20 protein-coding genes are annotated in these 25,371 nt (G+C 38.6%); 10 read left to right on the top strand and 10 right to left on the bottom strand.

The window, feature by feature from the left end:
* Positions 1-40: 40 nt before the first annotated feature.
* From OCV67_RS02300 to OCV67_RS02270, 7 genes are all read left to right on the top strand, one after another.
* Positions 41-1,234: an aminotransferase-like domain-containing protein gene (locus OCV67_RS02300; RefSeq protein ID WP_147642246.1), complete on the top strand. Its 1,194-nt coding sequence runs from the start codon at positions 41-43 to the stop codon at positions 1,232-1,234.
* Between the two features lie 27 nt (positions 1,235-1,261).
* Positions 1,262-1,801, top strand: a complete 540-nt coding sequence (locus OCV67_RS02295; protein WP_147642245.1) for a hypothetical protein — start codon at positions 1,262-1,264, stop codon at positions 1,799-1,801.
* Between the two features lie 130 nt (positions 1,802-1,931).
* Positions 1,932-2,729, top strand: a complete 798-nt coding sequence (mazG, locus tag OCV67_RS02290) for a nucleoside triphosphate pyrophosphohydrolase (RefSeq protein WP_147642244.1) — start codon at positions 1,932-1,934, stop codon at positions 2,727-2,729.
* 33 nt (positions 2,730-2,762) lie between these two features.
* Positions 2,763-3,038 (top strand): HU family DNA-binding protein, encoded by a 276-nt coding sequence (locus OCV67_RS02285; RefSeq protein ID WP_147642243.1) that lies wholly within the window; start codon positions 2,763-2,765, stop codon positions 3,036-3,038.
* A 59-nt stretch (positions 3,039-3,097) separates the two neighbouring features.
* On the top strand, positions 3,098-3,340 hold the full coding sequence (locus OCV67_RS02280) for an RNA-binding S4 domain-containing protein (protein WP_147642242.1): 243 nt from the start codon (positions 3,098-3,100) through the stop codon (positions 3,338-3,340).
* A 444-nt stretch (positions 3,341-3,784) separates the two neighbouring features.
* Positions 3,785-5,350: a ribonuclease Y gene (gene rny / locus OCV67_RS02275; protein ID WP_147642241.1), complete on the top strand. Its 1,566-nt coding sequence runs from the start codon at positions 3,785-3,787 to the stop codon at positions 5,348-5,350.
* 51 nt (positions 5,351-5,401) lie between these two features.
* Positions 5,402-6,061 carry a zinc dependent phospholipase C family protein gene (locus OCV67_RS02270; RefSeq protein ID WP_147642240.1) on the top strand — a complete coding sequence of 220 codons (660 nt, stop codon included), beginning with the start codon at positions 5,402-5,404 and terminating at the stop codon, positions 6,059-6,061.
* Positions 6,062-6,092: 31 nt separating this feature from the next.
* Here OCV67_RS02270 and OCV67_RS02265 read toward each other — a convergent pair whose 3' ends face one another.
* The 4 genes from OCV67_RS02265 to OCV67_RS02250 form a co-directional block, all read right to left on the bottom strand.
* Complete coding sequence (locus OCV67_RS02265) at positions 6,093-8,453, bottom strand: hypothetical protein (RefSeq protein ID WP_147642239.1); 2,361 nt, start codon at positions 8,451-8,453, stop codon at positions 6,093-6,095.
* Between the two features lie 101 nt (positions 8,454-8,554).
* Entirely contained in the window at positions 8,555-10,918 is a 2,364-nt protein-coding gene (locus OCV67_RS02260) for a hypothetical protein (protein ID WP_147642238.1), read from the bottom strand.
* Between the two features lie 106 nt (positions 10,919-11,024).
* The gene (locus tag OCV67_RS02255; protein ID WP_178084961.1) at positions 11,025-12,593 is read right to left on the bottom strand and encodes a glycosyl hydrolase; all 1,569 of its coding nucleotides are present in this window, start codon (positions 12,591-12,593) and stop codon (positions 11,025-11,027) included.
* 48 nt (positions 12,594-12,641) lie between these two features.
* The gene (locus tag OCV67_RS02250) at positions 12,642-14,951 is read right to left on the bottom strand and encodes a glycoside hydrolase family 95 protein (protein ID WP_262644189.1); all 2,310 of its coding nucleotides are present in this window, start codon (positions 14,949-14,951) and stop codon (positions 12,642-12,644) included.
* Positions 14,952-15,183: 232 nt separating this feature from the next.
* Between OCV67_RS02250 and OCV67_RS02245 the strand changes: the two genes are divergently transcribed.
* The gene (locus OCV67_RS02245) at positions 15,184-17,391 is read left to right on the top strand and encodes a heavy metal translocating P-type ATPase (RefSeq protein ID WP_147642235.1); all 2,208 of its coding nucleotides are present in this window, start codon (positions 15,184-15,186) and stop codon (positions 17,389-17,391) included.
* 144 nt (positions 17,392-17,535) lie between these two features.
* Here the strand turns inward: OCV67_RS02245 and OCV67_RS02240 are convergent, their stop codons facing one another.
* Positions 17,536-17,922: a hypothetical protein gene (locus tag OCV67_RS02240; protein WP_147642234.1), complete on the bottom strand. Its 387-nt coding sequence runs from the start codon at positions 17,920-17,922 to the stop codon at positions 17,536-17,538.
* A gap of 182 nt (positions 17,923-18,104) precedes the next feature.
* Between OCV67_RS02240 and OCV67_RS13690 the strand changes: the two genes are divergently transcribed.
* Complete coding sequence (locus OCV67_RS13690) at positions 18,105-18,317, top strand: integrase core domain-containing protein (protein WP_178084960.1); 213 nt, start codon at positions 18,105-18,107, stop codon at positions 18,315-18,317.
* Positions 18,318-18,378: 61 nt separating this feature from the next.
* Here OCV67_RS13690 and OCV67_RS02235 read toward each other — a convergent pair whose 3' ends face one another.
* Complete coding sequence (locus OCV67_RS02235; RefSeq protein WP_147642233.1) at positions 18,379-18,585, bottom strand: heavy-metal-associated domain-containing protein; 207 nt, start codon at positions 18,583-18,585, stop codon at positions 18,379-18,381.
* A gap of 17 nt (positions 18,586-18,602) precedes the next feature.
* Positions 18,603-19,616, bottom strand: coding sequence for a UDP-glucose 4-epimerase GalE (galE, locus tag OCV67_RS02230; RefSeq protein ID WP_147642232.1), 1,014 nt, complete (start codon positions 19,614-19,616; stop codon positions 18,603-18,605).
* Between the two features lie 127 nt (positions 19,617-19,743).
* Between galE and OCV67_RS02225 the strand changes: the two genes are divergently transcribed.
* Complete coding sequence (locus OCV67_RS02225; protein WP_147642231.1) at positions 19,744-20,487, top strand: tRNA 2-thiocytidine biosynthesis TtcA family protein; 744 nt, start codon at positions 19,744-19,746, stop codon at positions 20,485-20,487.
* Between the two features lie 100 nt (positions 20,488-20,587).
* Here the strand turns inward: OCV67_RS02225 and OCV67_RS02220 are convergent, their stop codons facing one another.
* The 3 genes from OCV67_RS02220 to OCV67_RS02210 all read right to left on the bottom strand — a co-directional run bounded on the left by OCV67_RS02220 (position 20,588) and on the right by OCV67_RS02210 (position 25,281).
* Positions 20,588-21,280 (bottom strand): cohesin domain-containing protein, encoded by a 693-nt coding sequence (locus tag OCV67_RS02220; RefSeq protein WP_147642230.1) that lies wholly within the window; start codon positions 21,278-21,280, stop codon positions 20,588-20,590.
* A 96-nt stretch (positions 21,281-21,376) separates the two neighbouring features.
* Positions 21,377-24,337 carry a hypothetical protein gene (locus OCV67_RS02215; RefSeq protein ID WP_147642229.1) on the bottom strand — a complete coding sequence of 987 codons (2,961 nt, stop codon included), beginning with the start codon at positions 24,335-24,337 and terminating at the stop codon, positions 21,377-21,379.
* A 95-nt stretch (positions 24,338-24,432) separates the two neighbouring features.
* Positions 24,433-25,281, bottom strand: a complete 849-nt coding sequence (locus OCV67_RS02210; protein WP_147642228.1) for a cohesin domain-containing protein — start codon at positions 25,279-25,281, stop codon at positions 24,433-24,435.
* Positions 25,282-25,371 lie beyond the last annotated feature (90 nt).

The following is a 25,371-nucleotide window of genomic DNA, read 5'->3' as shown; positions in this document are numbered from 1 at the left end:
AGTTATATTTTTGTATATGAAACGAGGTTGAAAAAAATTTATGAACTATAAATTTTCAGATAAGGTTTCAGGACTTCAGGCGTCTGCTATCAGAGAAATTCTGAAGTTTACGGCAGATCCGGAGGTTATTTCCTTTGCAGCCGGAAATCCTGCGCCGGAGGCTTTCCCTACAGAAGAAATTGCACGTATTTCAGCAGATATTCTAAAGAATGATCCCGTTCTTGCTTTGCAGTACAGTATTTCGGAAGGATATCCTCCGCTGAGAAATCTTCTGAAAGAAGATTTGGAAAAGAAAGGCTGTTTTGATCCTGATACCGATGATCTTATTATTACTTCAGGCGCACAGCAGGCAAATGAATTGTCATGTAAGATTCTTTGCAACGAGGGCGATACGTTAATTTGTGAATCACCAAGCTTTATTGGTTCGCTGAACGCTTTCCGTTCTTATAATGTAAATCTCAAGGGAGTAGAAATGGAAAAGGGCGGCATTAAGCTTGACGTTCTGGAAGAAGTATTGAAAACTTCAGCTGGACAGAAAATGATCTATGTTATTCCGAATTTCCAGAATCCTACAGGGGATACTATGACTCTTGAAAAGAGAAAGGGTCTGTATGAACTGGCTTGCAAGTATGACGCTGTAATTCTTGAGGATAATCCTTACGGAGATTTGAGATTTGCAGGAGAACATATTCCGTCAATCAAGAGCATGGATACCGAAGGCAGAGTTATTTATTCCGGAACCTTTTCAAAGGTACTTGCTCCGGGACTCAGAGTCGGATATGTATCCGGTCCTAAGGAAATCATACAGAAAATTATTGTTTGCAAACAAGTTGCAGATGTCCATACTACTATATGGTCACAGGTTTTATGTTACCGTTTTATGTCAGAATGTAATCTCGATGAGCATTTTGCGGGACTTCGTGAAATTTATAAGAAAAAATGCGGACTTATGCTTGAAAATATGGATAAATATTTTTCAAAGAAAGTCAGCTATTCAAAGCCTGAGGGCGGCTTGTTTATCTGGGCAACGCTTCCGGAGGACAGCAATATGATGGATTTCTGTACAAGAGCCGTAAGAGATTATAAAATCGCAGTTGTACCGGGTACGGCATTTATGATAAATGAAACAGATAAAACAAATTCCTTCCGCTTGAATTTCTCAACCCCGACTGACGAGCAGATCGTAAAGGGAATAGAAATTCTCGGAAATATGACAAAAGAAATACTTGATTAATTTAATATCAGAAAGGAAAGAATAAAAATGGCTAAAAAACGTTCAATACTGGACAGATATACTGCATCTCAGAAATATATTGTATCAAGAGGCAAAGCTCTTACATTTCCGGCATCACCATTCAAAAAAGAACTGAAAAACGACGAGGTATACGGCGCTGTTATCGATATGCCAATGTCGCCGACTGTTCTGTCGACACTGGTATGCTTCGTAAACGGTGCTGCAAACCTGTATTTCAATCTGGGCGGCGAATATGTAAACGCTGCGGCACGTTACAGAGGCGTTGCACAGGCTTCATTTGATTTTATTAAAAATGCGACAGCATGTCTTGACTGCTGTGAAAAAACTACAAAATTTGATATGCCAACAGCTGGCAAAAATTTTGTATATCTTCTTACTAAAGGCGGAGTATATAAAACAGAAATTGCGCCTAATGCAATTCCTAAGGAAGCTGAAAGCAAGAAAAAACTGCATTATTATTATCAGAGAGTAATGGCTGAGCTTAGAACCGCACAGCTTAAGGATCAGGCTGCCGGTATAAGCGATGGGTATATTTCTGCAAAATAATTGAGAATATTAACAGATTTGATGCAGAAAAATACGCATATTTCAATAAAATTGCCAAACTTGCAAAAAACTATTGCAATTTATTAAATTTTGAGGTACTATAATAAAATACTGGAAATCGGGTGAAAATATGACTGACTTTAAGTTTAAAGAAACATACGGCTTAGACGATCTGCTTGAAATTATGAAAATTCTCCGCAGTCCGTCAGGCTGTCCGTGGGATATGGAACAGACGCATAAATCAATAAAAAATGATTTTATTGAAGAGGTTTACGAAGCTATAGAAGCTATAGACCTTGACGATACTGCTTTGCTTCGTGAGGAACTGGGCGATGTTCTGCTGCAAGTCGTTTTTCACTGCCAGATCGAAAAAGAAAAGAATAATTTTGAATTCGATGATATATGCGATGAACTCTGCAAAAAATTGATAGTAAGGCATCCTCATGTATTCGGAGAACTGACAGTTTCCGATTCCGGCGAAGTACTGAAAAACTGGGATAACATAAAAAAAGAAACTAAGGGACAAAAAACTTATACCGATACGCTGGAAAGCGTTGCAAAGTCCCTTCCGGCACTTATGAGGGCTCAAAAGCTCGGTAAGAGGGCTATGAGGGCAGGTATGGATTTTAAATGTACTGAAGATGCTTTGGAATGTATAAAACTGGAAACTGCCGAACTAGAAGAGGCTGTAAAAAGCGGCGAATCAGAACATATTGAAGAAGAATTCGGAGATTTACTGTTTTCATGCGTTAATACTGCAAGGCATCTGGGATTAGATTCAGAACAAGCACTGACAAAAGCATCGGAAAAATTTATAAAAAGATTTGCAGAGACAGAAAAATTAGTAAAGCTGAGCGGAGCTGATATGAAAGCTCTTAGCATAGATGAGCTTGACGTGTTCTGGCGTCAGGCAAAGCAAAATATTTGATTTGGAATCAAAAGAAAAATGGAGGAATTTATAATGACAAAAGCAGAATTAATTACACAGATAGCAGAAAAGAGCGAACTTTCCAAAAAGGATTCTGAAAAGGCACTTGCAGCAGTAATTTCATCAATTACAGAAGCCCTTACAAACGGAGATAAGGTTCAGCTTGTAGGTTTCGGAACATTTGAAATTCGTGACCGTAAGGAAAAAGAATCAAAGAATCCAAGAACAGGCGAAAAAATCATCGTTCCTGCAAAGAAGGCTCCTGCATTTAAGGCTGGCAAGGCACTTAAGGATGCTGTAAACGCATAATTGACGTAAACTTCAGGCAGAGTGTATTCTCTGCCTTTTTTGTTTAAAGGAGAAAATATATGAGATTGGATAAATATCTTAAAATTACACGGCTGATCAAACGCAGAACAATTGCAAATGAAGCGTGTGACGCCGGTAAAATTGTTGTCAACGATAAAATTGCCCGTGCGTCATACGATGTTAAAGTAGGCGATATCATAGAAATCAACATGGGTTCAAAGCCTTTGAAAGTAAAAGTTTTAAATGTTACAGAGTATGCTACCAAAGAAAATGCAGCAGATAATTATACCGTAATTTCATAGAAACAAGCTGAAAACACACTTCTTTTTTCATTATTTTTTTATTCTGCATATTAAGACAGTATTAGAACAAAATTTCTCTTGACAATTTCTCTAAAAAAGTATAAAATAAATATATTGTATAACTTTGCACAATTATTACTGCGGCTTTTTATGCGGCTGTAATTAAATCATAATTTTTAAACGGACCGGACTTTTATTAATAAAAAAATATAATGTTAATCCGGGTGCGTCGAGTGACATGATAAACTATATTCTTGCATTTGATATGCTTAAGGCAGCACCGCAAAATCAGCGGCTTATGACTTCATCTGTACGACAATAATTATGCGGTGCCGCTTTCAATAATAAAAAATATGAATACGATTATGGCAACATTATCCTGCCGGAGTAATACAGTTATTGTACAATTTCTATAACTATATTAAAGGAGGTAATGTGCGGGCAATGAATACTACTGTTGCAATTATATGCTGCATAGCAGCATTGATAGTCGGGGCAGCTGTTTCCGGAGTTATATTTTTCCGTCAGGGAATTGCTTACAGACAAAAACAGGCAGAGTCAATAATGGGCTCCGCAGAAAAAGAAGCTGAGAAAATTCTGGCAGATGCTGATAAAGAAGCTGAATCCAAGAAAAAGACAGCTTTAGTTGAAGCTAAGGACGAAATTCATAAGCTTCGTTCCGATGCAGAAAAAGAAATTAAGGACAGGCGTTATGAAATTTCACGCCAGGAAAGAAGAATTCAGCAAAAGGAAGAAAGTCTTGATAAAAAGAATGATAATCTTGAACGCAAGGAAGAAACTCTTCAAAACAAAATAAAAAAGGCTGAAGAAAATTTAAAGGAAGCTGAAACAATCAAGAAAAGTCAAATGGATATTCTTGAACGTATTTCAGAATTTACAAGAGATCAGGCTAAGGAATATATTCTGGATATGCTTGACGGTGATTTGGTGCACGAAAAAGCTTTGAAAATTGCCGGATATGAACAGCAGATAAAAGACGAATGTGAAGAAAAAGCAAGAAGCTATATTTCTCTTGCTATCGCTAAATGTGCCGCTGATCAGGTATCTGAGGCTACTGTATCCGTAGTTCCCCTTCCTAACGACGAGATGAAGGGAAGAATTATCGGACGTGAGGGAAGAAACATCAGAACCTTTGAAACTCTTACAGGCGTCGACCTTATTATTGACGATACCCCGGAAGCAATTACGCTTTCCTGCTTTGATCATGTCAGACGTGAAGTGGCAAGGATCGCTCTTGAAAAGCTTATAGCCGACGGTCGAATCCATCCTACACGTATTGAAGAAATGGTTGACAAGGCAAAACGCGAGGTTGAGTACAGAATTAAACAAGAGGGCGAAAGAGCAATTCTGGAAACTAATGTACACGGTATGAATCATGAGCTGGTCAAGCTTATAGGACGTCTCAGATTCCGTACAAGTTATCGTCAGAATGTACTGAATCATTCAATTGAAGTAGCGCAGCTTTCCGGTATACTGGCTTCAGAACTGGGAGTAGACGCTAACCTGGCAAGACGTGCGGGACTTCTCCACGACATTGGTAAGGCTCTTACCGCAGAAATTGAAGGCTCTCATGTTCAGATAGGCGTTGACGTCTGCCGTAAGTACAAGGAAAACGCTGAAGTTATCCATGCGATAGAAGCTCATCACAACGATGTTGAACCGAGAACTGTTATTGCCTGTATCGTTCAGGCAGCTGACGCTATTTCTGCTGCAAGACCTGCTGCAAGAAGTGAAAATTATGAAAATTACATAAAGCGTCTTGAAAAGCTGGAAGAGATCTGTACTTCATACGAAGGCGTTGACAAGTGTTATGCCGTTCAGGCAGGACGTGAAGTCAGAGTTATGGTTGCTCCAGAAATCATTAATGATGAACGTATGGTAATTGTTGCGAGAAATATTGCAAAACAAATTGAAGATGAAATGGATTATCCGGGTCAGATCAAGGTTAATATGATTCGTGAAAGCCGTGCAGTTGACTATGCTAAATAAAATAATTGCCCTGTGTATGTAAACACAGGGCTTTTTACAGAGGTGAAAAGTATGGCCGGAGTAATAGTACATCTGGCAGTTGCAGACGCAACTTTTAAAGAGCTTAATATAAAGAACCTTCCCCTATACTACGCTGGAAATGTAGCGCCGGACTGTATTCATTCACGAAAAAATTATCAGCGTGAAATGAAAAAGCATACGCATCTCAGGGACGGTATAAGCGACTGGGATTTTATTCTGCCTGAAAATCTAAAATTATTTCAAAAGCGTCTGGGCAAATTTCAAAAGGAATACTGTAATAAAGGTGATAACCAAGAGCTTTATTTAGGCTATCTGACGCACCTTATAACAGACGAAATGTTTATGAGGACAATTCGTCTGCGGTGTGCTGAGGAGGCTGAAAAAAGCGGTATTTTGCAGACTGATAAAAGCTTTTTCGGTTATATGATGAGAGAGGTCAACGGCGCCGACACTCTAGCGGCAAAAAATATAAATTTTATCAACGATCCTGTTGAAATGATGAAAAAATCTTACGGCTGCTATTTACGGGATTATATAACGGCAAATGAAATGAAAGACGGTATGGAATGGATAATTGATAATTTCTTTTCAGATAAAAACAATTTTGAAAAACCGGCTTTTCTGACTATGCAAATGATTGAGGATTTTATACAAATTGCCGTAAATGAAATTTATAAGAGAATAAACTAAAAAACCGACGGATCTACCGTCGGTTTTAATTTTACATTATATTCCAGAATTCAAATAATCTTCCGAATGAAACCATATCACTCCTGATATCCATAGGAATTCCACCCAGACTGTTTCCATAGTCAAGCACAAATTCATAAATCAGGGCAAAATTAATTATTACTGACACAATTGCCGAAATTAAAAATATTTTATCAATAATCCGCTTATTTGTTGAATTAATTTTACCGTAAAGCGAGAAAAGTACTGCAAATGCGCCAAATATCATCTGCCATGCAAAGTCAACAGCATACCTCGGAGTATAACCGTATTCCCAGATCATTGCCATCTGTATAAGAGGTACTAAAATACACCCTGAAACTATTATGACTGCCGCCAGACGTCTGTTAGGATTATTTGATCTTTTATAAGCTTTACCGCCAAATATATATCCCAAAACAGGTATGGCACGAAATATAATACCCGCTGAACTAAATCCTGCAAGGAAATAATATCCGTTGACCGAAAGCGAATCATAATTGCTTGTCACGAACGGAAATACTGACGAAACCTTTGGTACTGTAAACAAATAATTTATTATTGCTATAAATACCAACGGCAAATGGAACTGTATATGCTGATAATCATAAATGGTAAGTGTATAAGAAATACCAAAATCAAGTATTGAACCAAACCTGAGATAATTATATATCATCTGTACAGAGCCTATCAGTGCAAAAGGAATCAATGCCGCAAGCAGGAATGTTATGACAGGCTTTTTGTTTGCCTTAAATGTGGGATTTGCCGATGTCTTGACGATTTTCTTCACTCCTGCATATATAAACAACAGTGAAACTATACAATAAAGCGCCAAAGCCGCACGGCATAGTACCGCTATGGACAGAAGAATCGTTGCCACGCAAATATTGGGTCTTGATATTTTTCCCTCGCCGACAACTCCGGAACGAAGCAAAAAGTACATACCGGCTATCAGAAATGCAAATCCGCTGACCTGTGCCAGCTCGTAAAAATTACCTATAGTAATACAATACCACACAAACGACGACGCCTGAACGATTACCAGTCCGCTTACAGCCGTTCTATTGGGGATTTTAGGAAACAGACGTTTCATAAACGCACAATATGCAAGACTTAAAAATATAATACCAATTATACTATATATAAACGTCGCCCAAAGAGACGGGAAGTACTTCCCTGTAATCATATGATACGGTAAGAACAGTGTTAATACAGTACCTATACCGTAATAAGAATAATACTTACCATCAAAAAACAGGTGATCCCAAGGATATGAAACTCCTGCCGCACTTCTCTCTGACAAATCATATGGATTTTCAAGATTCAGCATATCCTGCGATGGAGTTTCAAGAAGACTGACCTGTCCCGCTTCAAAAGCGTCAACCAATTCTTTATTCATCTGATTGGTGTCAGGATGGTCAAACAAGCTGAAAATCATGTCTCCCCTTATCGCTAAAAGGCAAACAGCCGCAGAAACAAATACAAGCGTAACTGCCGCCGCACTCAATTTAAAGGTTTTAGACTGACCGCATGATATTTTCATATACGGACAGAGTGCAATCGTTACAGCGAACAGTACAAATCCCAGAATAATAAAAAATCTCAGCCAGGAAAAGTCAAAAGGTATAGGCTTGTTGACAGAAATTCCTTTAACTGTCACTACACTGTTATCTTGAGCAGAAACTTCAAATTTAATATTTCCCGTCTCGCCGAAATAACTGCATACTATGTATTTGCTTGATTCGTTACCGTTAATATACTCCAGATTAGAAACATTCCTCATATCCTTACTGGTTTCGTCGCTGTTGTATATTCTGACTGTTCCTCCTATAGAATTTTCGCTTTCAATATCAATGTAAATATTTTTTATTTGATAATTTACATTATTGAATTCTATAGATACCGTTTCTCCTGAATTTACACTAATAACGTCGGAAGAATTTGCACTGCCGTTTACAGTCGCACGTGATAAAGGCAGTATCATTTCATTAGGCGACGACGGCATAATAAGATTAAACGCTCCGAAATTACAGATAAACGCTTCAAACAACAGTACTGCTGCTGTTCCTGCCGCTATTCCGGTTAGCCATTTTTTATTATTTTCAATAAAGCAAATTATTTTCTTATTTGTTATTTTCCCGTACAATATTTTCGGCAGACCAATAAACAGATCAGCCGCCATTACCGCAATACTCATTGCAGTAAAACCGTTTCCGGCAAAAAAAGATGCTATAACTGCTATTAACTGAACTGCAAATCCGCAAAGTATGACCGCCGATTGTGTTTTGTCTGAAGCTTTGCCTGTTTTCACTAATATATACGATAATATTATAATAATAACAGATAACAAACTAAGAATTACTGTCAAAAACATTGAAAAGTCCCCCGTCAATTTTATTATATATTTTATTATACTATATATAACATAAAAAGTCCAGCAAAAAGCCGGACTTTTTAATTTAATTACGAAATTATTTACATAATATTCCAGAATTCAAACAGTCTTGCGAAGGAAGCCATCGAACGGCGAACATCAGCGGAAATATATATAGGCATACTTCCATAATCAAAAATATATTCATAAATTAAAGCAAAATTTACTACTACTGATATGACCACCGAAACAGCAAAAATAAAATACATTACTCTTTTCATTGGTTCGGAAATATGTTCATGCAATACAAACAGAATCGCAAAAGCGCCGAATATCATCTGCCAAGCAAAGTCAACGGCATATCTAGGCGTATAGCCATTACTCCATACAAGAAACATTTGAATAAACGGAACAATAATACAGCCTGAAATTATTATTATCGCCGCCAGACGTTTGTTGGGATTAGTTGACTTTTTATAGGCTTTTCCTCCAAATACATATCCCAATACAGGTACGGCACGGAAAATCAATCCGCATGCACTAAACGATGACAAAAAGCAATATCCGTTAACTGAAAGTGAATCATAATTGGTTGTTATAAACGGAAATACTGTAGAAACCTTTGGTACAGTAAAAAGATAATTATAAAATGCAATGAGCATGATGGGTATATGAAATTGTATGTGAGTAAAATCATTGATAGTCAAGCTATACTTTATACCGAATTCAAATACAGAACCAAATCTGAGATAATTATATACCATCTGTACAGAGCCTATCAGTACAAAAGGAAGAAGCGCCGCAAGCAGAAATGTTATAATTGGTTTTTTATTTGCCTTGAATGTCGGATTTTCAGATGTTTTTACGATTTTCTTCACACCTGCATAAATAAACAACAGTGCAACAACGCAGTAAAGCGCCAGAACCGCACGGCATAACACCGCTATTGAAAGAAGAACCGTAGATATACAAATTTTTACTCTTGAAACCTTACCCTTTCCTATAACTCCTGAGCTAAGCAGGAAAAATGCACCCGACATCAGGAAAGCAAAACCGCTGGTCTGTGCAAGCTCATAAATATCGCCTCTAATCATAAGGTACCAAATAAATGAAGACGCTTGTACAATTACAAGTCCTGCTGTTGCTATACCGTTTGAAATTTTAGGAAAAAATCTTTTGATAAATACGAAGTAAGTCAAGGTTAAAAACACTATCCCTATTATACTGTAAATAAATGACGCCAACAACGAAGAAAAATACTTTCCTGTTATCATATGATACGGCAAAAACAACGTTAAAACAGAACCTATTCCGTAATAGGAATAATACTTTCCTTCAAAAAGTACATGATCCCATAAATATGAAATACCTTTGCTTTGACGCGTCAAATAATCATAAGGATTTTCAAGCTCCAGCAGCTCCTGCGGCGGAGTTTCAAGAAGACTTACCTGTCCTGCTTCAAAAGCGTCGACCAATTCCTTGTTTATCTGATTTGTGTCCGGATTTGAAAATAAATCTGAAAACATATCCTCCCGAACAAACAGCAGTCCTGTTCCGATCAACACAAATACTGCCGTTATCACTACAGAACTTATTAAAAGGGATTTTGATTTTCCGCATTCCCTTTTCATCAGCGAACAATATGCAAGAGTTATTAAAAACAACACGCCCGCCAAAATTATAATAAATCTTATCCATGAAAAATGAAACGGTATAGCTTTATTTACAGAAAAATCTTTCAGTACTACCGTACTTCCATCGGGCGCTTTAACATTGAATTTCATATTTCCGACTTTGCCTGAAAAACTGCATATTATGTATTTACTGTTATCATTGCCGCCTATGTAATTAAGATGAGCATCGTAACGGTATTCTGCTGTGGTTTCATCAGAATAAGCTATCTCAATTGTACCCTCTCCCGCATCACCGGATAATTCAACATCTGCGTATATTGTTCTCACATCATAATTGATATTAGTGAACTCTATTGATACCGTTTCTCCTGAATTTACAGTAATAACGTCGGAAGAATTTGCACTGCCGTTTACAGACGCACGTGATAAGGGCAGTATCATTTCATTAGGAGACGACGGCATAATAAGATTAAACGCTCCGAAATTACAGATAAACGCTTCAAACAACAGTACTGCTGCCGTTCCTACAGCTATTCCGGTTAACCACTTTTTATTGTTTTCAATAAAATAAATTATTTTCTTATTTGTTATTTTCCCGTACAATATTTTTGGCAAACCAATAAACAGATCAGCCGCCATTACCGCAATACTCATTGCAGTAAAACTATTTCCGGCAAAAAAAGACGCTATAACTGCTATTAACTGAACTGCAAATCCGCAAAGTATAACCGCCGATTGTATTTTGTCCGAAACTTTGCCTGTTTTCACTAAAATATACGATAATATTATAATAATAACAGATAACAAACTAAGAATTACTGTCAAAAGCATTAAAAATCCCCCACTACGTATAATTATTTTATATTATTATACTATAATAATATAAAAAAGTCCAGTACAGAACCGGACTTTTTTGACAGTAATTTATATTTTTTGACTAATTCCTATGCCCGTACACATCTGCATAGCTTTCAAGGGTAATTGAATTTTCTGCATTATACATTTTTATCAGATCTTCTTCCGTAGTATAAACATCTGCGGTATCGCCGCTGCTGCTTGTAAGGTAATCGCCGTACCACAGTCCGAAGAACGACCACAGTGAATTATCACGAATCATTTCATCAATTCCCGGAATAGAACTGCATTCCCCAATTGCCAGAATTTTTCCGCTGTCGGTCACCTGCTTAAGCCACTGATACTGTTCGGAACGGCTTCCGTATACCATATTAGGTCCCATATATATATCTATAGCCGCAATATCATACTTGCTGCTGTCCACCATATAATCCTCGCTCTGACCATTCCAAATCCAGATAAGGTTGTCAAGCTTGTGATATCCGGTCATACGGTCATACATGAGATCATAAAGCCACTGATACGCTTCCTCACCGTCAGCACCCCACCAGTACCAGCCGCCGCCTGACTCATGCAAAGGTCTCCAGAGAATAGGTATTCCCTCTTCGGCAAGCTCTGAAAATCCTTCTGAAACAGCGTCTATATCCTCTACAAGCTTCAAACATTCCTTAGTGATTTTTCCCTGCTTATAGAGATCCTGTATTTCGGCAATTCCCATTTGAGATATATCTTCGTCTGTCATTGCAGATTTCAGACTGAATTTAGTATCCTTAGCATAAATTGAAGAATCGCTTGACGGAGAATTCCAGTACCACATAAAGCCTACTATACCGCCCTTTTCGTTCCAATCCTTTGCCGCTTTAATTTCGCTTTCGTCAGGAATACTTCCCTGCGCATAACCGCCTATATCTCCAAAGCGTATAGCAGGATATTTGCCGGTTTTTTTATAAATCAATTCCAGCTCTGTATTTTTATAGTTTGATGCATATTGTCCGGTAATAATTTTTTTACCAAAATTATCATTTAGATATTTCAAAAGTTTTTTTGTTTCATTAGACGCCTCAGGCGCTACAGGTTCAGTCTGAATCTCAAAATCATTTTCATAAATATTATCATTATTATTGATTTCTATATAATCAATTTCAAAATTATCGCTGCCCTGATTAATCTGAATCAAAGCTTCACCTTCGTCCATATACACTCCGTAAAAAGTTACACGTACAAACCTTTCATCCTCGCCGTCGATAACAAACTCACCGATATTGCGGTCATTAACATTGACGGAGCTTGTAACATTGCTGTCAGCTGCAACGCATACGGTAATATTATAATGCTGAGACGACGGAATATCGGCAGGTATGACAAGATAATCAGCTGAACCGCCGTAAAAGCCTGTAACGTATCCGTTTCCGGAAAAGCCTTTGCGCTGTTCATCGGTATAAAGACTGCCGTTAAGCTTACAATCCTCTGCTTCTATGGTCATACTGGCTTCTGTGGTATTTATTTCCGGAACCTTCGCAACATATTCAGTAAACGATACAGTTTCTTCTACATATTCAGTAACTTCTTCCGTTGGAGCGTATGCTGAAGAATCGGTTTTATTTAAAGGCTCCTGTGAAATCTCCTCGCAGGCTGTAAACAGTGCTGCCATTGACATTATTACCGCAGCAGTTATAATTTTTTTCATGATTTTTTTAATTTAACTCCTTATCATATAAATACGTCCCTTTTCAGTATCAAATGTTATGATGCCATCAGACTGAAGAGCGTTAACGCTCTCTCCATCGCACGAGATACTTACTATTGTATTCGGACGAACAACGCATTTATTTCCGCAAAGTGATTTTAATTCAGCAGTTTTCAGCTTACCGTCCGCCCAATTTATCGAAACTTCAAATCCTCCCTTTGCTCTCAGTCCTCTTATTTCTCCGGTTTTCCATTCCGAAGGAAGCGCCGGAAGAAGGTTAATTTCTCCGCTGTGACTCTGAAGAAGCGCTTCTGTCATTGCAGATGCTCCTCCGAAATTTCCGTCTATCTGGAAAGGTGGGTGAGTATCAAACAAATTAGGGTCAGTAGAGTAAGCAATAAGCTTCTGAAGATTTTCATAAACCATATCGCTGTCGTAAAGTCTCGCCCACATATTAGCTATCCACGCACGGCTCCAGCCCGTATGTCCTCCTCCGTGAATAAGACGTCTTATAAGGGTTGCTCTTGCAGCATCAGCAAGCTTAGGAGTTTTATACGGCGTGATAAGGTCTGCCGGATGCAGGGCAAAAAGCTGTGAAATATGTCTGTGACCTATTTCAACCTCGTCGTAATCCACTGCCCATTCCTTTATCTGACCGTATTTTCCCACTTCCGGTTTGGGCAGCTTTTCAAGCATACCTTTCAGCTTATCTGCAAATTCATGGTCGTCATCCAGAATCTCAGAGCTTTTAATAACATCGCTAAATAATACTGTTATGATCTGACTGTCCATAGAAGATCCCATGCAAAGACTGCCTTTCACACCGCTTTGCGTAAGATAAGTATTTTCAGGAGAAACTGACGGACTTGTCACAAGTCTTCCCTCGTTATCCTCGATCAGATAATCAGTAAAAAATTCTGCCGCTTCACGCATAAGCGGATATTTAGTCTTCAAAAATTCTATGTCCTGAGTGTATTCATAATGTTCAAATATATGCAGGCAAAGCCATGCGGCTCCCAAAGGCCAAATTGTTGACGCTTTACACGTATCCTGCGGAGCAGTATCTCCCCACAAATCAGTATTGTGATGACATACATATCCGGAACAGCCGTACATTTCACGGGCAGTAACACGTCCGGATTCCCTTATTTTTTCAATCAGATCAAAAAGCGGTTCATGACATTCCGAAAGATTACAGCTTTCAGCACACCAATAATTCATTTCCGTATTAATATTTACTGCAAATCTTGAACCAAGCTCCGGATTCATATCCTGATTCCATATTCCCTGACGGTTTAAGGGCAGCGTACCCGGGCGGCTTCCGGAGATCATAAGATATCTTGCAAAATTAAAATATAGAACCATAAGACCGTTATCATGTATATGGCTGTCACATTCCTTGTCGTCAAAATCGTCTCCCCGCATTCTCATAATACGCTCGTCTGTAGGAAGAGAAGAACCCTCGTCACTGTTGTCGTTAAGCTTTAACGATACTCTGTCATATAAAGCCTTATTATCGCATTCATGCCTGTACCTAAGCTCGTCGTAACTGCACTCAAGGGCGTATTCTACGTCCATGACAGCGGCTTCCTCATAGGCTTCATCTGTGTAGTAGCTGCTTCTCACGCCAAGCACAAGCGTTACTTCTTCCGCATTTTTGACAATAAGCCTGCCGCCTTCAGTGCATATCGTACCGCCCTGAGAAAATGCTGACAAAACCGCCGCAAAAAACAATCCGTCCTTACCGCCCGAACCTCCCGAAAACATTATCATATTTTTCTTAACAGGACGATTATCATCATAATAACCGTTTCTGCCGTCAAGGTATGCAGAAAGCTCTACAGTACCGTTTTCCGCAGAAATGTGAACAATCATAACATTATCAGGTTCAGATACAAAAACCTCCCGTCTGTATCTTGTTTCTCCCGACAAAAACTCCGTAAATGCTGCTGCATTTTCCAGATCAAGACCTCTTTTGTATTCTTTTGCACGTCCGTCAAGCTTCATATCTATATTAAGATTGCCTAACGGCATATAATGACGGCTTTCCGAAGATACGCCCTGTAATTTCCTGAACGCAATTTCCTCTGCTTCGGGAATTCTCTCCTGTTTAAGCAGTTCTCTTACTTCCTTTAACCCCTCGGGTGCGTCCGGATTATTTCTGTTTCTTTTGCCTCCCGACCACACGGAATCTTCATTTAACTGTATAAGCTCATGTTCGGTACGTCCGTAAACCATTCCTCCGATGCGTCCGTTGCCCACCGGAAGAGCGCTGTCAAAATTTTCCGCAGCATTATTATACCATAACATTGATTCGTTCATAATAATCTCCATTCATACGCTTCTAACATTAACGTCACCTTAAATATTACTATATTTTATCACATTTCCATTAACAATGCAACGTGAAAAAGGTCTTTTTTACAATATTTGTAGAATTTAACGATTATTTTACCGTATTTATAAAAATGTTTCCCGACACTAACAAATTTGAAAAATTAATAATTATTGGTTATAATAATTAAAAACAACATTGAATAATGGAGGATACCATATGGAAAAAAGCTATCAGATAACGGGCATGACATGCTCAGCCTGTGCAGGCCGTATTGAAAGAACTCTGAACAAACTTAACGGTGTAGATAAGGCTAACGTCAACTTTGCCGCTGAGAAGCTATATGTCAGTTTTGATGATAAAAACATAAATGAAAGCGAAATAGTGTCTGCCATAAAAAAAGCAGGGTATAATATTGCCGGAAAAAACGCAAAGTCTGAAATGCCGGCACACAAAAAGTTGCTGATACGCTTTATCATATCTATGATTTTTACCGTTCCTCTTCTTATTATCAGTATGGGACACATGGTGGGAATGCCTCTGCCGAAAATAATTGATCCTATGGAAAATCCGCTGAATTTTGCGATTATACAGCTTGCGCTTACTATTCCGGTTATGGCTACCGGTTACATGTTCTATTTAAAGGGTATTAAAAACCTGTTCAGACTTAGTCCGAATATGGACAGCCTTATTGCAGTAGGTACTCTATCTTCTGTAGTTTACGGTATTTTTGCCATTACCAAAATAAAAAACGGTCATGAGCATATGGCTATGGAACTTTATTTTGAATCCGCTGCCGTTATTCTTACCCTTATCACTCTGGGAAAATATCTTGAATCACTGTCAAAGGGCAAATCTTCACAGGCAATTAAAGAACTTATGGAGCTTTCCCCTAAGATCGCAACTGTAAGAAGAGGCAAAAAGGAACTTCAGGTCAAATCCGAGCTTGTACAAATCGGCGATACGGTAATTGTAAAACCCGGTGAGAAATTTCCGGTTGACGGTACTGTGACCCTAGGAACTACCTCTGTTGACGAATCCATGCTAACAGGTGAAAGCATGCCGGTAACCAAAAACGTCGGCGACAAAGTCATCGGCGCTACAGTAAATAAAAACGGCTATATTGAATACACTGCCGAAAAAATAGGTGAAGATACAGCAATTTCACAGATAATTAAACTTGTTGAAGAAGCACAGGGCAAAAAAGCTCCGATCGCAAGACTTGCTGACGTTATTTCAGCATATTTTGTACCGGCTGTAATCTTACTGGCAATTATAGCCGCTGTGGGTTGGAAAATTGCCGGAGAAAGCAACGATTTCTGCATAACTATCTTTATTTCAGTACTTGTCATCGCCTGCCCATGCGCTCTGGGACTTGCTACTCCTACCGCTATAATGATTGCTACAGGTCAAGGCGCTAAAAACGGTATTCTCATAAAAGGCGGCGAAGTACTTGAAAACGCTCATAAAATAAATACAGTTGTATTCGACAAAACAGGTACTATTACAGAAGGCATACCGGTCGTTACTGACATTAAAACAAACGGTATTAATGAAAATGATTTACTGCTCTATGCCGCAGCTGCCGAAAAGCTTTCAGAACACCCATTAGGCGACAGTATTGTAAAAGAAGCTAACAGCAGAAATATAACGATACCTGAAGCGGAAAACTTTGAATCTATCTCCGGAATGGGAATAAAAGCAGTTGTCAACGGTAAACAAATCATTATTGGCAACGAAAAAATGATGAATGAATATAAAATTAAAGATGATTTTATTTCACAAATTACAACCTTTGCAAATCAAGGCAAAACCGCCGTTATCTGCGCTGTCGACGGCAAAGCCGCAGGTATTATTGCTATATCCGATCAAATCAAAGAAACCAGCCGCAGCGCAGTAAGCAAGCTTGAAAATAAAGGAATCAATACCGTTATGCTTACAGGGGACAATAAGCAGACTGCTCTTACAATTGCCGGATACGCCGGTATTAAGAACGTTATCTATGAAGTACTTCCGGAAGATAAAGCGGCGGAAATAAAAAAGATTCAGGAAAGCGGAAAAATTACCGCTATGGTTGGAGACGGTATCAACGACGCTCCTGCCCTTGCACAATCAGATGTGGGCATTGCGATAGGTTCGGGTACTGATATTGCTATTGAAAGCGCTGATATTGTTTTAATGAACGGAAGTCTTGAAGGTGTCAATACTGCAATTAAATTAAGTCATGCTACAATAAGAAATATCAAACAAAATCTTTTCTGGGCGTTCGGTTACAATATATTGGGCATTCCTATAGCTATGGGACTGCTTCACATTTTCGGCGGACCGCTTCTCAATCCGATGATAGCCGCCGCCGCAATGAGCTTAAGTTCGGTATCCGTTCTCTCAAACGCACTGAGACTGAGAAATTTCAAGGCAGACGCATAAAACCACAGCAAATTAAAAAGGGCGTACATTAAGGCGACGACCATATAGAAGTATTCTCAAACTCTAATGGTTATTGACTAAACGGCGGCTAATGTAAAAACAAACAAGCAGTATCGCTTAATTGCGGTACTGCTCTTTGTGTCTTTAATCGTAATATCCTGTACAACCAAATAAAATGCTTTCCATTTTACCATCTGGTGCATATACACCTATTGATTTACTTTTGCTGATGAAGCCACAATCATCATCTTCTATATCAGGAAGCATTGATTTAAGCTTATCTGCATTATCTGGGAAAACTGTAATGTCGTCAATTTGCACTTCGTTTTCATCAAAAATTTCTATTGCTTCACATTCGTCATTTTTATTATAAAAGACGTGGCAAAATCCGAAGTCGTCTGTTGTTGTTTTGCTAAACTTACTCTTTTTGAATTCAGTTGCATTGCCGAAAATTTTACGAACATCACAACGTTTCATTCCAAATTTAACACCATTAACTTCAGCTAAGGGAATTACTTTTAATATTTTCATTATATTTTGCCCTCCATTTCTAACTTGTCAACATATTTCAGCATTTCTGAAATAGCTTTATCATATTTGCCCGGAAATTTCTCAGTAATATCATCAATATCCATTTGCACAGCGATCAGGGTGTACAGTACTCATCAGCAGGTTATTGTAGCCTACTTAAATCTTACAACACAATTCAAAGTATGTCAAGAGCCGGAACTCCAAGAGATAACGCTGTTATTGAATCTTTCTTTGGCAGATTTAAAGATGTGCTTCGGTCACACTTCAAATATTGGATGTGTGATGATATACACAAAGCGGTTGAAGAAACTATTTACTATTTTAATTACATAAGACCTGTTCGCAAACTTAAACGAAAACCGCCAGTCCAATACAGGCTTGAACTGGCAGCTTAATTTTTCTTTTTTTGTGTCTACTAACTATTGACTATTTCAACATTAAGTAAGCCCTTTTTTGTTATATATTTTCTATTTTTACTACTTCAAATTCTTCTTCGGCAATAGCTTCAATAATTTTATTATCATCAGCGCTGATTTCAGCTTCCGCAAAACCTCCGCTGAGATCTACGGTAATATCAGTACCGCCAAGCTCTTCAAGTACATTTTTAACAGCTTTTACACAATGCTCGCAGGACATTCCCTCAATTTCAATATGTTTTTTCATAACAAACCTCCAATTATTTATTTTAATCCGTCAGGATTTTTTACAGTAAAATTCCAGCTGTCTGCACACATTTTATTAATATCAAGCTTAGCTTCCCAATTAAGAAGCTTCTTAGCAAGATCTGTTTCAGCGTAAGACTCGGCAATATCACCTGCACGTCTGGGTGTAACCACAACAGGAATATTTTTTCCGCACGCCTTTTCGTATGCCTTAACTACTTCCATAACACTGCTTCCTTTGCCTGTACCGAGATTTACAGGCTGAAAGCCTTTATGTGCTGCTGCATATTCAAGCGCTGCAATATGACCTCTTGCAAGATCCGTAACATGAATATAATCACGTACCCCCGTACCGTCAGGCGTTTCATAATCATCTCCGAATACTCGAAGATGCTCCAGTTTTCCCTGAGCAACCTGCGCTATATAGGGCACTAAATTATTTGGTATTCCATTTGGATCTTCTCCTATGAGACCGCTTTCATGTGCGCCGATAGGATTAAAATATCTCAGTGCAACAACGCTCCAATCTTTATCGGAAACCGTCATATCATTCAAAATCTGTTCTATCATTACCTTTGTATAACCGTAAGGATTAGTTGCCGATGTAGGCATGTCCTCAGTATACGGAACTTTATTGTTCACGCCGTAAACCGTCGCTGAAGATGAAAATACAATATTTTTGCAGTTTGCCTCTCTCATTGCCTTGATAAGATTAAGCGTTCCGCCGATATTGTTTTCATAGTATTCCAGCGGTTTTTCAACTGATTCCCCAACTGCTTTTAATCCTGCAAAATGAATAACCGAATCAATATCATTTTCTTCAAAAACACGCTTTGTGCTTTCAAAATCCAATAAATCAGTTTTATAAAATTTAACATCACGATCAGTTATCTGCTTAATTCTATCTATACTTGACTCCTTAGAGTTAACAAGATTATCCAGAATAATTACATTATACCCTGCCTGAAGAAGTTCAACGCAAGTATGACTGCCAATAAATCCTGTTCCGCCGGTAACTAAAATTGTTTTCATATTAATATCCTTTCTCCTTTTTTATTATAGTATATATTGTTTTCAATTTTTTTTCAAGTATAATTGAAAAAATCTTGAAAATGTTGTATAATATATACAAATTAACTTTTTCAGATTGGAGTTTACTATGCAGAAAATGTTAGGATATATGCGAAAAGCCATTCAGGAATTTGATCTTATTTCTGATGGCGATGTCATTGCTGTAGGAGTTTCCGGCGGCAAAGACAGTCTTGTTCTATTAAACGGACTCGTTATGCTGCGTCGTTTTATCGGCATTGATTATAACATTGTAAGTATAACACTTGATCCGCAATTTGACGGAGTTCCGGGAAATTATGCGGCTATTGAAGAAATGTGCCGTAATCTTGACGTTGAATGCCATATTATCCCTACTCATATTGGTGAAATTGTTTTTGACGTACGTAAAGAAAGTCATCCATGCAGTTTATGTGCCAGAATGCGTCGCGGCGCCCTTCATGATGCCGCAATTGAGTACGGTTGTAATAAAATTGCTCTCGGACATCATTTTAATGACGCAGTTGAAACATTTATAATGAATTTATTTACTGAAGGCCGTATAGGCTGCTTTTCCCCAAAAAGCTATTTATCAAGAAAAAATCTTACTCTTATCAGACCGATGGTTTTTGCTCCTGAAAAGGAAGTCAAAAAAGCTGCAATAAAAAACAATTTAAATATTGTTAAATCAAAATGTCCGGCAGATGGTCATACTAACCGTGAAAGCATTAAACAATTTATTTCCGAAATGGACAAAACCAATAAAGGTTTTTCCGACCGTATTTTCGGAGCTATGCGGCGTGCTAATATAGATGGCTGGGGCGGGATTGACTGGATTCCCAATGAAAAAAAGTAAAAAGAACGCAAACGCGTTCTTTTTTTATACTATTATAATAATGGGAAATAAAAAAAGCTCTCCTTTACGGAGAGCTTTTTATAAGAACATTAATTAAAAATTAGTGTCTCTTCTTAAGAACTACTGCTGTAGCACCAGCTGTTACAAGACCTGCAACTGCAACTGCAACGCCTGTTACACCTGTCTTAGGTGAACCAGTTGTCTTCTTAGGAGCAGCTGTTGTAGCTGCTGCTGTTGTAGCCTCTTCTGTAGGAGCAGCTGTAGGAGCTTCTGTTGTAGCTTCTTCTGTAGGAGCTTCTGTTGTTTCTTCAGGAATTTCAACAGTGATTGTACCGCCTGATACGGATACGCTGTCAACTGCTACGTCACCGTCTGTTGATGTAGAGAATGAATTCAGAGAGCTGATAGTAACATCATAAACCTGACCATCTTCAGCATCTTCAGGAATTGTGAAGTTGATACTAGCAACTGCACCGTCAGCCATAGTTGAGCTTGTGTAACCAACTACTGAAACCATCTGGTCACCAAGTACTGTGTCACCGTTGCAGCCTGAGAATGTAGCTGCTGAACCTGTAAGAGTTGCATCGTCCCAAGCTACGAGCAGATCAAAAGAGTTACAATCATTATTAGCAGATACTACTATTGGCATAGTAACTGTTTCGCCAGGCTGACCTACAACGTCTGAAAGGCTAATAGCCTCGCCTGCTGCGCTAGCAGAAATCATTGATGCTGCACCAAGTACTGCTGTAGAAGCAAGTACTGCAAGTGTTCTTGAAAATACATTTTTCTTCATTTTAAATTTTTTCCTTTCTTTTCTATATTTGTTAAGCAGGAGACCGGACCATTTCCGGTCCCTGCGAAAACAAAGCAAATTAATAAATTAAACTGATTACTTCTTGAGAACAGCTACATCGTAAAGTGTTAAATCCTTTTCGAATGCTGAACGAGCAAGGAAGTTAGCAAGTGTTGCCGCATCCTTTGCAGCGAGATCATATGGTGCATACTTGCCGTCCTTCATACCTTCATCAGAGTTAGCAAGGAATACGCCGAAGCCATCTTCCTTAGTCAGGATTGTCTTCTTGGAATCATCAAGCTGAGCCAGGTTGAATGCAATGTAAGAAGCATCCATAGCGCTTACCTTATGGTCACAGTTAGCGTCACCGCGCTGACCGATCTTAGCCTTAATTGTACCTTCAGCTGTCTGATCGCCTACAGTTACAACGAATGGAACTACATAATCAAATGTCTTGCCATCGTATGTTGATTCAGGAGTTGTATCAAAAGTAATAAGATCTTCTGCGTCAACTTCTTTACCGTCAACGAATACCTTAATACCGTCAATTACAAATTCCTTTTCATCTGCATAGTACCACTGGAGGTTGCTGCCGTCAGCGTCAATTTCGCTTGTATCAATTGAAATAGCAACTGTCGTTGTCTGTCCGCCGCCTGTTGTACTAACTGGAGTGCTAACAACATATACAATCTTTTCAGAAACTGAAACAGATACTGAAACTACTTCAGATGCTGATGCAGATGCTGATGCGGATGCAGAAGCTACTGGAACTGTTATTATTTCACCATCTTTTCCTGTAACAACTGATACTGATACAGATACCTTTTCAGATACTGATACGGATACTGAAACCTTTTCAGATACTACATTAGAAATAGATACTGATACTTCCTTAGAAGCTGACGCTGATGCGGATGCAGATGCAGAAGCCGATGCAGATGCAGATGCTACTGGAACTGTTACTATACTACCTTCTACTGCAGAAATCGAAACTGATACTACATTAGAAACAGATACTGATACTTCCTTAGAAGCTGACGCTGATGCAGATGCAGAAGCTGATGCGGATGCAGAAGCTACTGGAACTGTTACTATGCTACCTTCTACTGCAGAAATCGAAACTGATACTACATTAGAAACAGATACTGAAATTGATGCGGATGCGGATGCAGATGCTGAAACAGAAACTGAAACATTTGTATCCACTGAACCCTTTGTTGTGCTAACAGTTGTAGCCTTTGTTGTGCTAACTGTTGTTACAGCAGGTGTTGTCTCAGCCGGTGTTGTAACATCGCCGTCAATAATGATTGCACCGTCAGTTACAACAGGTGTAAGATAATCGTATAGCCAATCTGGTGCTGGCCAATATTTCTGTAAGCATACTGGAACATCTCTTGTAGCGCCTACAATTTTTACAGGAATTTCACCGGATGCATCAGCACTAACCTTGAAGTGAAGTAATGCAATAGGATCTTCTGCATAGTTTGTAATCTGGCCTTCACCAACCTGCTTATATGATAATACTCCAGTCGATATAGCCGTATCAATAGCTGCAGGATCCAAACCGCACAGTTCCGGAATTTCTATTTCTGTAAGTTCAAGCACTGACTTATCATAGCTCATCTTAAATTCAAGAGCTTCGATCAAGTATTCGTTTGTATCACAATAAACTGCTACAACAACATCGTCTGCTCCAGCTTCTGCTTTTACCTTTTCAGCAGATAACTTAAATTCGTCAATGTAATTTCTGTTATCTGATGTGCTAACAGTTGTAGCCTTTGTTGTTACAGCTGGTGTTGTCTCAGCTGGTGTAGTAACATCGCCGTCAATAATGATTGCACCGTCAGTTACAACAGGTGTAAGATAATCGTATAGCCAATCTGGTGCTGGCCAATATTTCTGTAAGCATACTGGAACATCTCTTGTAGCGCCTACAATTTTTACAGGAATTTCACCGGATGCATCAGCACTAACCTTGAAGTGAAGTAATGCAATAGGATCTTCTGCATAGTTTGTAATCTGGCCTTCACCAACCTGCTTATATGATAATACTCCAGTCGATATAGCCGTATCAATAGCTGCAGGATCCAAACCGCACAGTTCCGGAATTTCTATTTCTGTAAGTTCAAGCACTGACTTATCATAGCTCATCTTAAATTCAAGAGCTTCGATCAGATATTCGTTTGTATCACAATAAACTGCTACAACAACATCGTCTGCTCCGGCTTCTGCTTTTACCTTTTCAGCAGATAACTTAAATTCGTCAATGTAATTTCTGTTATCTGATGTGCTAACAGTTGTAGCCTTTGTTGTTACAGCTGGTGTTGTTTCAGCCGGTGTAGTTTCAGCCTTATCACCAATTGTAAATGTAATGCCTGTTGTTTCTGGGAATGCGTCTGCCAAATCTACACCACCACGATGTAAATCAATAACGCAACGAGCATCCATAAAATCAATAGTATATTCGCCTTCAGCCAAATCTGTTGGGAATTCTACATCAAATTCACAAACTGCATCGCCTTCACCCGGTTTAATGTATCCGATTGTTTCATCTGTTATGTATTTAAAAATCGGATATGCGCCTGGTTGGTAACCGCCCTCTAATTCTACTTTTAATGCATATGAAATCGGGTTTCCTCTGGCACTGTCTGGATCAGCCGGAAAATCCTTAGTCCAGATACTGGATGTATTTGTAGAATCTTTTCTAAAGCTACTAGGCTTAGATCCCTTGTCATTAGCAATCTGACATGGGTACGGGAGTGTCATATTTGTTGGAACAACCTTCCAGTCACTGTCGCTGCAATCAAATTTACTCTCAAGACTTAACATTTTTTCACCAGACACATCGCCTGTAAAATGTACCTTTACTTTTGCAGTAGCGCCTGCTTTAATTTCATCCAGTGTGAAATTAGTTTGATCAGCAGTCATAGAAAATTTGCCCGCTGTCTCAACTACGTCACCGACATAAGCAGAAGCTGTAAAAGGTACGACACTTAACACCATGCTGCCAGCCATAGCAACAGTTGTTAAGATAGAAAGAAATTTACCTTTCTTCATCACTATTTTTCCTTTCTGTTTGTTATCCTCAACAAACTAACATTATTTTTTTGGGTGATCCCCCTTTTATATTAAGCCGAACGGCTTAAAGGCAATCAATTTAACAGTTCAATTCCAAGAACATGCTGAATAATAAACAAACTATCCTTTGTAGTTAAATCCTTATCTTTATCGCAGTCTCCGTTTGCATATGCTGAACTGTCCTGAAGCGGATACTGAACTTTATTTAAAAGATATTTATTTAACACAACAATATCCGTACTGTCTATAACATCATCACGGTTTGTATCACCCATAAGCGTAACCTCGCCAAAGTCAATTGAAGTTCCTGTATTTCCGGTGGACTCTTCAGTTGTTGCTTCGCCTTCAACCTCAACATAACCGTTAGTAATTGTAGGATCATAAACAATCACTTCTTCATCTGAACCGTATAATCCAAAAATTATTTCATCATTTACTGATGAAGATGTAGGAGTTGTCAGTCTGTCAACAGCAACAATTTCCAAATCGGATTTTGTACCTGGAGCTGCCGATTGACTTACAGTACCGGAAATTGTAAGGAATGTACCTGAGCCTGTCATGTAAAAATCAGTGTTAGATGTACCTACACCATAAGTTACACAAACCAGATTGTCCTCAATATTGTAAACAAACGGGTCAGGCATGCCCTCAACCGAAGTGTCGTCACCCTTTGCCAGATCTCCTAAAGCAACGTCGTCAATTGTCAGAACTGATGAATCATACTTGATACCAAAATCACATGCGTTAATTCCGGCAGACGGTATATCTGATAGCTCCATCTTTACCGTAAACGTTTCGCCTGGCGCAGCTGTTGCGTTACCTATAGTAACGTTTACGCTTTCAGCAGCTGTAACAGTCGTAATAGCAGAAGCAGCGATCATAAGTGAAGCGCATACGCCTGCTAAAAGTTTTTTTGTTCTCATTTGCGTTTTCCTCCTTTTCTAATAAAACATAAAAAATAATATATAATAAAGAGATACTTGCTCTGTACATCTCTTTAATTATACTCGCAA

The organism is Porcipelethomonas ammoniilytica, from assembly GCF_025567485.1.
GTDB classification, from domain to species: domain Bacteria; phylum Bacillota; class Clostridia; order Oscillospirales; family Ruminococcaceae; genus Porcipelethomonas; species Porcipelethomonas ammoniilytica.
The sequence above is the reverse complement of the archived record's forward strand: the minus strand, read 5'-3'. Positions and strand labels throughout refer to the sequence as shown.